The sequence below is a fragment of the Belliella filtrata genome (assembly GCF_022549775.1).
GTDB classification, from domain to species: domain Bacteria; phylum Bacteroidota; class Bacteroidia; order Cytophagales; family Cyclobacteriaceae; genus Belliella; species Belliella filtrata.
The window spans coordinates 18,512-29,920 of sequence record NZ_JAKZGP010000058.1; the positions used below are offsets into that span (position 1 = coordinate 18,512).

General features: G+C 39.7%; 6 protein-coding genes. 4 read left to right on the top strand and 2 right to left on the bottom strand.

Annotated features, from left to right (window positions below; all coding sequences use genetic code 11):
- The first annotated feature begins 14 nt into the window (after positions 1-14).
- The 4 genes from MM239_RS16980 (at position 15) to MM239_RS16995 (ending at position 7,980) form a co-directional block, all read left to right on the top strand.
- The gene (locus MM239_RS16980; protein WP_241349449.1) at positions 15-581 is read left to right on the top strand and encodes a septal ring lytic transglycosylase RlpA family protein; all 567 of its coding nucleotides are present in this window, start codon (positions 15-17) and stop codon (positions 579-581) included.
- 133 nt (positions 582-714) lie between these two features.
- A complete protein-coding gene (locus MM239_RS16985; protein ID WP_241349450.1) occupies positions 715-1,788 on the top strand; it encodes an efflux RND transporter periplasmic adaptor subunit in 1,074 nt (357 codons plus the stop codon).
- 5 nt (positions 1,789-1,793) lie between these two features.
- Positions 1,794-4,856 carry an efflux RND transporter permease subunit gene (locus tag MM239_RS16990; RefSeq protein WP_241349451.1) on the top strand — a complete coding sequence of 1,021 codons (3,063 nt, stop codon included), beginning with the start codon at positions 1,794-1,796 and terminating at the stop codon, positions 4,854-4,856.
- A 10-nt stretch (positions 4,857-4,866) separates the two neighbouring features.
- The gene (locus MM239_RS16995; RefSeq protein WP_241349452.1) at positions 4,867-7,980 is read left to right on the top strand and encodes an efflux RND transporter permease subunit; all 3,114 of its coding nucleotides are present in this window, start codon (positions 4,867-4,869) and stop codon (positions 7,978-7,980) included.
- A gap of 138 nt (positions 7,981-8,118) precedes the next feature.
- Here the strand turns inward: MM239_RS16995 and MM239_RS17000 are convergent, their stop codons facing one another.
- Both MM239_RS17000 and MM239_RS17005 read right to left on the bottom strand, forming a co-directional pair.
- Positions 8,119-9,876, bottom strand: coding sequence for a SulP family inorganic anion transporter (locus tag MM239_RS17000; RefSeq protein ID WP_241349453.1), 1,758 nt, complete (start codon positions 9,874-9,876; stop codon positions 8,119-8,121).
- A gap of 20 nt (positions 9,877-9,896) precedes the next feature.
- A complete protein-coding gene (locus MM239_RS17005; RefSeq protein ID WP_241349454.1) occupies positions 9,897-11,132 on the bottom strand; it encodes a DEAD/DEAH box helicase in 1,236 nt (411 codons plus the stop codon).
- Positions 11,133-11,409 lie beyond the last annotated feature (277 nt).

The following is an 11,409-nucleotide window of genomic DNA, read 5'->3' on the forward strand; positions in this document are numbered from 1 at the left end:
GCCAAAGGTCGGAAATGAAAAAAATCTATCTCATCATATGTCTTTTTACAGCGATGTCTTTCATCAAGGCAATGGCTCAGGATGAGTTTGCGCTAATGGAAGAGGTTAGTATAGCTGATTCTACCTTTTTGATTGAAGAGGGAAGGGCTAGTTATTATGGGACAAGGTTCCACATGAGAAAAACTGCAAATGGAGATGTTTACAATATGGAGGAAATGACAGCAGCTCACAAGCACCTTCCATTTGGGACGATATTAAGAGTAGTTAATCTCAAGAATGACAAAGAAGTTTGGGTGAAAGTGAACGACAGACTGCCTCCAAGCTCCAAAAGGGTGATTGATCTATCCAAAGGAGCTGCAAAATCCCTTGATATGATCAGAGACGGGGTGATACCTGTAAGGCTCGAGGTTCCAAATCAAGAAACGATCGTTTCATTAATAGATTATTACCAAGAAAATAAGCCAGAGGGTATGAGGCTGAGGCTATATCCAGAGCCTTTGGAGTTTGTCAGGCCAAGTATAGAACTTTTAGAGCTCCTTATAGATATGCAGGACGAAAGGATTTTTGGTAGTATTTATTAAATCATTGTTTTTACACGTTATTTTGATTGGTTTTTACCGTTTGAAGAGAAATTTTAATTTTTTAACAATTCATCATTTTGATATTGTTTAAAAATTTAGTTATTTGAAAGCCCAACACTTTAACGTCTTTCAAATGAACCAACGTAGACTGTTTTTTATTGCCATTGTTCTGATAGGAAGTATATTTTCTTGTGAAGAAGAGAAAAAAGAAAATGAAGAAATTGCAAAAGATTCATTTCGTGGAGAGGTAGCTGCCACTCCTGTGCGCACCGCCAAAGCAGAGCAGCGATCCTTTGATTATTTGATTAATGCCACGGGCAAAATCGATGCAGTAGATCAAGTGAAAGTTGTGATTCAAAGGCAAGGTGTCTTGAGTGAACTGTTAGTCAAAGAAGGAGATGTAGTAGAGAAGGGGGCTGTTTTAGCCAGATTGGATGATTCAGAGGCCAAATTTAAGTTGGAGAGGGCACAGATTCAATTGAAGAATGCTCAAGCAAATTTTGACTCAGAGATTTTGAGCTTTGGCTCTATCATGAGTTCAGAAGATGAAGATAGAAAAAGTAGTATACAAGACCAGATCAAAGCCAAGAGTGGTTTTTTTGCAGCAGAAATTGATTTGAAAGAAGCGCAGATGGATATCGAGAAGTCTGTGGTAAAAGCACCTACTTCTGGTAGGGTAGCAGACTTGAAAATCAAAAAAGGTAGCTTAGTGTCAAATGGTGAAGAATTTATGGAAATCATTAACCTTGGTGCTTTGGAGCTGAAGGTGAAAGTGCTGGAGTCAGATATCAATTATATTTCTATAGGTCAGAAAGCTGAAGTTTATCCTGTTTCGGGTTCCACAGAGCCTTTTGCTGGATCAGTAAGAAGTATCAATCCCAAAGTAGATGAAAATGGCCTTGTCCAGGTCAGTATCTTGGTGAATTCTGGCAAGGGATTGCTTCCAGGGATGAACGCAAGGGCAATCATCAGGGCACCACAGAATAACAGTATCGTTGTTCCAAAACAAGCTTTGGTGTATAGGTCAAGTCGAGCAGTAGTCTTTACTATTGAGAACAATGAATCCAAGTGGAACTATGTAGAAGTAGGGAAAGATAACGGAAAGGAGGTAGAGATCCTATCAGGAATCGAAGCCAATAGTACTGTGATCACAACGAATAACCTACAGCTTGCACACCAAGCTCCAGTTCAAATCGTAAAAGAATAGGCGCTATGGTTAGATTTTTATTAGCCAGACCCATAGCTGTATTGATGACGTTTGTGGCATTGATGGTATTTAGTATCATCGTATTTAGAACATTGCCGATCTCCTTGCTTCCACCTATAGATGTGCCACAGATTGTGATCAAGGTGAATTATCCCAATGCTTCCCCTGAGGCTATAGAGCAGAATGTATTATCGAATATCAGAGAAGAGCTCATGACCTTAAATGGTCTTGAGGAAGTAGATAGCAAAGCAGGAAGTGAAGTAGGTACGATCAGGTTGACTTTCGATTATGGTACCAAAATGGAACTGGCTTATATCGATGTCAATGAAAAGATAGATAGGATTACCAATAGCCTTCCCTCTGATCTGGTAAGGCCTCAGGTCATCAGGATCAATACCAATGATATACCTGTCATCAGGGTACAAGTAGTCCCTAAGCCAGGGATAGATTATGCTGAAGTCAGTTTGTTAGCAGAGAATGTTCTGAAAAAACGACTGGAGCAATTGCAAGGTGTGTCCCTGGTAGATATCAATGGTAAAAAGGAAAAAGGAATTTCAGTCACTCCAGACAAGTCTGCCTTGAGAGCTTTGGGAATGACAGAAGAAAATTTGATCCAAGCCATTAGGAATGGGAATGAAGAACTCCCGGGGATAAGTGTAGAAGATGGCCAGTTTAGGTATTACCTGAGAATGGCCACAAGAGTAGATACGCCTGAAGATATTATGCGCCTTCCTGTCAGAAACAATAACGGGACTACGGTAGATGTTGCAAGGGTAGCTCAAGTAAAATATGAAAACAAAGATGTATTAGGATATCATTATTTCGGGACGCAAGAAGGCTTGGTGATTACTGTGCACAAGCAAGCCTCTGCCAAAATGAATGAAATGATGCCATTGATCTATGAATCATTGGAGTTTTTCAAGAATGATTACCCTCAAGTTGATTTTGATGTGACCCAAGATCAATCTACGCTTTTGAACGCCGGTATCAGCAATCTCCAAACTTCACTTTTGTTTGGTGGACTTTTCGCATTTGGTGTACTATTCGTTTTTATGGGAAATTACCGAACTCCTGTCATTATTGGAATTTCCTTACCTTCATCTTTGATTATCAGTTTTTTGGTATTCTATTTCTTCGAAATCTCTATCAATGTCATCTCTCTCAGTGGTTTGGCATTAGGTCTGGGGATGCTTATTGACAATGCGATCATTGTCTTAGATAATATAACCAGAAAGCGAAAGGAAGGACTCCCTATCTTCGAGGCCTGTGTCCAAGGAGTCAATGAGGTAATGTCAGCCTTGATTAGTTCTGTGTTGACAACCTTAGCAGTATTTATTCCACTCGTATTTTTGAGTGGAATATCAGGAGCATTGTTTTATGATCAAGCCGTTTCTGTTGCGGCTATATTATTTGTTTCTTTGCTGGTGGCATTTATTTTATTGCCAATGTTGTATCACTTTTTCTTCAAAAACAAACCTGTAGAGGACATTGCAAAAGAAGATAGCAAGCTTTTCGGAAAAGTACTCAAGGGATATAAAAAGCTTTACCAAGTGATATTTTTGAGAAGAGGGTTGAGTTTTATTATCTTTTTGATATTTATTCCAATTGCTTTGCTGGTAAGTCAACTATTGGATTCGCAGGGATTGCCTCCAATCGAGAAATTTGATGCCTTGGTGGAAATAGACTGGAATGAACCTATAGGTGTGGAACAAAATCGTGATAGGCTTTTGAGTAGCTTGGAAGCGCTAGGAGATGGGTATCTCAAAGCAGAATCGGACATAGGAGTTCGACAGTTTTTGCTTTTTGATGGAGAAAATTCCATACAACAAGCGAGTGTTTATTTCCTGTTTGAATCACAGGAAAAGAAAAACTCACTCATGGACAGGTTTAGGAGATTGCTGGCTGAAAATTTTCCTGGAGCAAATGTAAGTATCATGGATGCTCCAAATGCCTTTGATCAACTATTTGCATCTAATTTGCCTTACTATGAAGTCAGGTGGAAAGATTTAGGAACCAAAAGACCTGTAGAAGAAGAGCGCATGGATGAGTGGTTAAAGACCTTTCCAACTCAAAATTATGATAGGGGGCCAGCCCTTCAAAAGGAAGCTTCTGTAGTTTTTAGCCTTGATGCTGCCAAAATGACGACTTATGGGGTTTCAGTCTCTAGTATTCAGGATCAGGTACAAAAGCTATTTGGTAATTTTACCATCACAGAGATCAAAAGATTTGGAGAAATTACCCCTATTAGAATTAAGGGAGAGCGAAATGATTTTGAACAAATACTAAGGCAAAATTATGTGCCAGGTACAGATGGGAATGAGTATGCGATAAGCAATTTTATTCGATTCGATTATGTCAATCATTATAAATTTGTCACGGCGGACAAAGGCGGTGTATATCAATCTGTCTTGTTAACATCTGATAATCCAACCCAATATGATAAGTCAATCAACCAATGGGGAGCTGATAAAAATCTCGGAGTTAGCTTTTTTGGACAGTATTTTAAGGATAAGGAAACTATCAGTCAATTGATAGGGATATTGTTGGTGTCAGTTGTCTTGCTTTACTTTATCTTATCAGCACAGTTTGAAAGTTTTGTCCAGCCACTTATCGTTATCTTTACCTTACCACTAGGGATTGGAGGGGCATTTATTGTACTTTTGATAACAGGGACTTCTTTGAATGTTATGTCAGCTATAGGCCTTGTGGTTATGCTTGGGATCATGGTGAATGATGCCATTTTGAAAATAGATACGATTAATAGGCTTCGGTTAAAATATGCCATAGAGACCTCCCTTAGTGCAAAAGAAATTTTGAATAGAGCTCTTTTTGAAGCTGGGGAAATCAGGCTCAAGCCTATCCTTATGACATCTGTGACGACCATTCTTGCACTTATTCCAGTGGTTTTTAGTGCTGGACTGGGGGCGGATTTGCAAAGACCTTTGGTGTTTTCAGTGATTGGCGGTTTGACTATAGGTACATTCACTGCACTATATTTTGTGCCATTAGCTTATTGGTTTATCGGCGGTAAAGTTTCAATCAAAGATCCAGAAACTGTGATCGTCTAATCCGTAAGCCATGACTCCATTTAGAATCATCATAGCATTCATTGTTTTAGCAGTTATAGGTTTTGCCTTGGTGCCGAAGCTATCTGTCGACCTCAATCCTCGAGAGAGGGAGCCAGTGCTTACCATAAGCTATGGGGTACGTCAATCTTCACCTGAATTGGTAGAAAAGCTTGCTACATCCCCTCTAGAGGGAGCATTGTCCCAATTGGCAGAACTTAAAAAGATCAAGTCTGTATCGAGGTATAATGGGGGTAACGTTACATTGACTTTTGATAAAGAGACGGATATGGATTTTAAGAAGTTCGAAGTAGCTTCTATCATCAGGCAAGTATATCCGTCATTAGATGAAAATGTGAGCTATCCTTTGGTGACTCATTCGGGAGAGAGGAGAAATGATATCAAAAATCCAATTTTGGTATATAGCGTCAATGGTCCATTTGCTGCTTTCGAAATCAAAAAAATAACAGAAGATGTGTTGAAGACTTCTCTTAATAAATTTGATGAGATCGAAGAAATCAATGTTCGAGGAGCTACTGATTTGCAATTGTTTGTGGATTATGATATCAAAAAACTACAAGCCTTGAAGCTTTCTCGTGGAGATGTGGTGCAAGCTATCAATAGTGCTTTTGGAAGAACTTTTCCTGGTGCATTGACAAATAGTAGAGCAGAAACCCTGTTCATCCAGGTTGACCGATCGCTGAGAGACATGTCTCAAATAGAAAACCTCTTGATCACAACACGGGATGGAAAGGAGGTTTACCTTAGGGATATAGCCAAACTTACCTTGCAAGAGGCTGAAGCAAGCTCATATTATCGGATCAATGGGAATAATTCTGTCACCTTATCTGTGATCAATAGAGATGGTATCAACAAAGTCCTTTTGGCCAAAAGCATCAAAGAAGCAATAGAGGAAGCTAAACCTTTGTTGCCAGCTGGGTTTGAAGTTCGATTAGAGACTGATGATACAGAATACCTAGAGAAGGAGTTGAATAAAATTTACAAAAGGTCTGGACTTTCTATTCTCATCCTGATCGTCTTTATCTTTTTGATCAATAGAAATCTTCGTTACTTAAGCATCCTGTTTTTAGGGATCGTAGTCAATTTGAGCATCACAGGAATTATCCTGTATATCCTCAAGGTAGATATTCATTTGTACTCCTTGGCAGGATTGACGATATCATTTGGGTTGATCGTGGACAATGCGATCATCATGATAGATCATTTGCATAAACATAAGAATAGAAAAGTCTTTTTGGCACTATTAGCAGCTTCATTGACAACCATTGCAGCCTTGATGATAGTGTTCTTTTTGCCGGAAGAAGATCGTAAAAACCTCACTGAATTTTCCATAGTAGTGGCTACCATGCTAGGAGTCTCTTTGGTGGTAGCTTTATTGTTTACCCCAGCGATGTATCAGTTGCTTTTTGGTTCACATAAGAACAAAGGCAGGAGCTTGAAGTATGCTCAATTGAGAAAAAGGGTAAAGGCTTTTGTGATCTATACGCGTGTGATTGGTTTTACAGCAAGGTATAGAAAGACATTTGTGACGATGCTGATACTTTTATTTGGTATTCCTGTTTTCTTTTTACCAGCGAAATGGGAAGGTCAAGAGTGGTACAATAAAACTGTCGGTTCAACTTTATATCAAGAAGAAATCAGGCCCTATGTTGATAAAGCTTTGGGCGGTTCATTGAGGATGTTTGTCAGGGGAGTTTACGAAAAGTCAGGATATCGAGAGGCGGAAAAGACAAGGTTATACGTGACCGCAGGACTGCCATTTGGCAACACCTTGGACCAGATGGATTTTATCATGCGGGAGTTTGAAGGCTTTTTGAAAGGAGTGGAGGGTATAGATCAATTTGTGACCTCAGTTAATTCTGGACAGTCAGCAAATATTGTAATAACTTTCAAAGAAGCGTATGAAAAATCTGCCCTACCTTATCAGCTCAAAGGACGACTTTCTGTTAAGTCTACAGATTGGTCAGGTGCAAGATGGAATATCTATGGAGTCGGACAAGGATTCTATACTGGAAGTGGAGGGGAAGGAATTCCTTCATTTCAAGTCACGATGAAAGGTTACAACTATGATGAACTTGAGCGGCAGTCTGAAGTGTTGGCAGAAAAACTCTTAAAGCATAAAAGAATTCAAGAGGTAAACACCAATGAAAGATTGAGCTGGAATGAAGCAAAAACAGAAGAATTTGTATTGAGATTGGATCAATCAAGCTTGGCTTTAGGTGGGATCAATCAATATCAGCTGATCAATTCACTTAATGATGTGTCCAAACCTACCGGGACTTCAGGTATGCTTACTTTAGATGAAAAAAATTATGGGATTGTAGTAAGAGAGAATCAAGCCTCCAGGTTCTCGAAATTTGACCTTGAGGAAACAAGCTTAATCACAGGCGAAGAAAATATCTTTAAGGTGAGTAATTTTGGAACTTTAACCAAAGAGTTTACGACCAATTCACTCTATAAAGAAGACCGGCAATACATCAGGTCTGTGGCATTTGAATATATGGGTTCAAGGAAATTTGGAGATGAGTACTTGACGGAAGTTCTGGACGAAATGAAACTGGCCATGCCTATAGGCTATACAGCGACTAAGCATTCTTGGTCTTGGGATTACGGAAAAGCCAAAAGGCAATATGGCTTGATGGCCGTCTTAATCGTAGGAGTGTTTTTTATTACAGCGGTTTTGTTCGAGAACTTAAGACAACCTTTCTATATCATTGCCATTATTCCTTTGTCATTTATTGGCCTGTTTTTGATCTTCTCTCTAGGCAATTTCTATTATGATCAAGGTGGCTGGGCTGCATTTGTGATGCTTGGTGGATTAGCAGTAAATGCCGCCATATTTATAGTCAATGATCTCAATAATAGGGTCTCAAACAACCCCAAGCATTATAACCGTAACGTGATCAAATCAGCCGCAGGAAAAGCGATTCCTATCATGTTGACCATCATGTCAACTTGCTTTGGTTTGATTCCTTTTATCATGGAAGGTCAAAATGAAATTTTCTGGTTCTCATTAGCCATAGGAACCATAGGGGGACTAGTCTTTAGTATCGTAGGTGTATTTATAGGTCTACCGGTGTTTTTGTGGAGAAAAGTGAAAGGTTAGAAGCCAGAGATTAGAGACGAGAAGCGAGTGTCATGGAGAGCAGAGACCAGAGGTTGGAGACGCGACACCCTCTTGTTTCCTGATCGGTCTAAGAGCTCAAATCTAATCCCAAGGTATTGGGACTAAAATCTCAAACCCTCAATCCTTCCCTAAATTACTTTGGATAGCGTATGGGGTGTATTTTTCAATGATCGATGCATCAATGCTTTGGTCGAAGACAGAAACTGCCGTGACATCATCCAAAAACACATGGTCTGCCCCGATGCATTCTAAAATTGCCCACCTGTTCAAAACATCACGGACAGGTCCTTTGATACTTGTCATGCAGACGTCAGTTCCGATTTTTCTCCAGTTATTGATCCATTCATTGAGTTCATGCGCACCAGTGCTGTCAATATTGGTTACAGACTCCATGTTGAATATGATCATATTTACTTTGCTTGGCCGATCTAGAATCCAATTGTCTAGTTTTTCCTTTATGAATTCAACATTGGCAAAATAGATCGGGCCGTCTATTCTTACGATCATTAAGTCTTCTTTTACATCCAGGTTTTCGAAACGATTGATATTTCTGAAAACATTACTGCCAGGCACCCTGCCCAACTGTGCAATATGTGGTCTAGATGCCCTATAGATGATTACAACTAAAGAAAGAACCATGCCTGAGACAATCCCAACTTCAATCCCAAGGGTGAGTGTAACCACGAATGTGGCAACTAGCATAGCAAAATCTACGCGGTCTTTTTTCCATAAATGAAGAGGTTCCTTGATGTCTATCAGTCCAGAGACGGCAACCATTACTACTGCGGCCAGGATCGAACGAGGTAGGTTATAAAAGAATCCTGTAAAAAACAATAGGGTTAAAATCACTAGTGCAGCACTGATCAAAGAAGATAAGTTTGTTTTAGCTCCTGCTTCATTGTTGACAGCAGTACGAGAAAATCCTCCAGTGACTGCATAGCCTTGAAAAAATGCAGCTCCAAAATTGGCTAAACCTAAAGCGAACAGTTCTTGGTTTCCTTTTAATCTATAATTCTTATGCTTCGACTGGATGGTTTTTGCTATTGCAAAGCTTTCAGCAAATCCAACCAATGCAATGGTAAAGGCAATTGGTAATAGACCTTTGATAGTTGTAAGGTCAAGATTTGGGACAATTACGCTGGGGAATCCGCTTGGCACATCTCCAACAACTTTGACACCAGCAGTGGTCAAGTCAAGCATCCAAACTGTACAGATTCCAAGAAAAACCACAAAAAGTGGTGCGGGGAAATTCCTGTGTATTTTTTTACCGAATTTTAGAATAACAATTGCCAGAGCACCTATCAAAAAACTGATCCAGTGAATATCTCCTATGTTTCTAAGAATCGATAGGGTGATATCCTGAATATGCTCTGAGCTTGGGAGTTCTATTTGAAACAAGTGTTTTACCTGACTCAAACCTATGATAATCGCTGCGGCTGAAGTGAAGCCATTTATTACTGGATGAGATAAGAAATTGACAATGAATCCTAACTTGAACAATCCCATTGAAAACTGAATCGCACCAACCAAAAAGGCTAAAGCAATTGCATAAAATAAGTATTGTTCGTCAGAGTTTACATCCAGTCCAGCTATTCCAGCAGCTGTCAGTAGTGAAACCATGGCAACAGGGCCTACAGCAAGCTGCCTTGAAGTGCCAAATATAGCATACAATATCAATGGAATGGTGGCTGCATACAAGCCGTGAATAGGAGGGAGTCCAGCAAGCATGGCATAAGCCATGCCTTGAGGAATCAGCATGATGCCAACAGTTACTCCGGCCGAGATATCTCCTTGAAGGTCGCTTCTCTTGTAATCAGGAAGCCACGCTAGTATAGGGACTTTTGATTTTATATTATCGACAAACGCACGTTTCATGGCTGGTTTCAATATGAAATCTAAGCGGAAGGCTTTCTTTTTGGTCTTCTTTTGAAATTATTGTTTGAAGGCCTTTTCCCTTTTTGTGAATTACCTTTTTTGATCTCTATGGCAGGTGTGATATTGCCCGAAAAAGGAAAGGGATGATCTTCTTCGACAGGTATTGTTTTTCCTATCAATTTTTCAATATCCTTCAATTCTTTTCTTTGTTCTTCATCACATATAGAAATGGCAACCCCTGAGTTCCCCGCTCTTCCTGTACGGCCTATTCTGTGGACGTATGTTTCGGGGATATTTGGGAGATCATAGTTGAAAACATGGGCCAATTCATCAATATCAATACCTCTTGCTGCAATGTCTGTGGCTACGAGCACCTTGATACTCCCAGACTTGAAACCTTTCAATGCATTTTGCCTAGCATTTTGGCTTTTATTCCCATGAATAGCGGCAGCATCTATCTCGTCTCTTTGGAGAAACTTTACTACCCTGTCAGCTCCATGCTTTGTTCTAGTAAACACAAGAGCAGATTCAATATCCATTTTGGATAAGAGGTGTTTCAAAAGTTTGATTTTGTCACCCTTTGCAGTGTAGTAAAGCACTTGATCTATTTTATCAACAGTAGACGAAGGCGGAGTTACTTCTACTTTCGAAGGATTGGTAAGCAAAGTATCAGCAAGTTTCTGAATTTCTGGTGGCATAGTTGCTGAGAAAAACAGGGTTTGCCTTTTTGCAGGAAGCAATGAGATCACTTTTTTAACATCATGGATAAAGCCCATGTCAAGCATTCTATCGGCCTCATCAAGAACAAAGAACTGTAACTGTTTGAGGTCAATAAATCGCTGATTGATCAAATCTAGAAGCCTTCCTGGCGTGGCAACTAATATGTCTACGCCTTTTTTTAGTGCTATGGTTTGTTGATTTTGAGATACACCTCCGAAGATTACGGTGTGTCTCAAAGAGGTAAATCTGCTGTAAGCCGCTAAGCTTTCATCTATTTGGATAGCAAGTTCGCGCGTAGGAGTGAGGATAAGTGCTTTGATCCCGAACCTATGTTTCTTTTGCTCATGAAGCAATTGAATCATAGGAATGGAGAATGCAGCTGTTTTTCCCGTCCCTGTTTGCGCACAGCCAAGTAAGTCTTTGCCTGACAAGACCAAAGGAATGGCTTGTTTTTGAATAGGCGTAGGGGTGTGATAACCTTCCAAAGCCAATGCTTTGAGAATCGGTTCTATTAAATTAAGATTTTTGAATGCCATTTGGCTAATTGTTCTACGCTGAAAAAGATGTTGTACGGTCTGTGTCAGCTGGGTATAATTCGGAATCGGCCTACAACCAGCCGGTCTTTATGGACAAAGTCTTACAAAGATACGATAAAAAATCCATATGTATCTTTGTAGTCAGTTTTAGCAGCAATTCCGAGCATAAATTTTCAAGTTGATTGTTAGGTTGTTACAACTATGCTTAAGAATTAATCTTCGGGCTATTCAAAAGGAACGTAAAAAATCCTATATAACTGAACCTGAGTCACATGCA

Bases quoted from the DNA above. Each gene is read 5' to 3' on its own strand.
- MM239_RS16980 (WP_241349449.1), top strand. From the start codon at position 15: ATGAAAAAAATCTATCTCATCATATGTCTTTTTACAGCGATGTCTTTC.
- MM239_RS16985 (WP_241349450.1), top strand. From the start codon at position 715: ATGAACCAACGTAGACTGTTTTTTATTGCCATTGTTCTGATAGGAAGT.
- MM239_RS16990 (WP_241349451.1), top strand. From the start codon at position 1,794: ATGGTTAGATTTTTATTAGCCAGACCCATAGCTGTATTGATGACGTTT.
- MM239_RS16995 (WP_241349452.1), top strand. From the start codon at position 4,867: ATGACTCCATTTAGAATCATCATAGCATTCATTGTTTTAGCAGTTATA.
- MM239_RS17000 (WP_241349453.1), bottom strand. From the start codon at position 9,876: ATGAAACGTGCGTTTGTCGATAATATAAAATCAAAAGTCCCTATACTA.
- MM239_RS17005 (WP_241349454.1), bottom strand. From the start codon at position 11,132: ATGGCATTCAAAAATCTTAATTTAATAGAACCGATTCTCAAAGCATTG.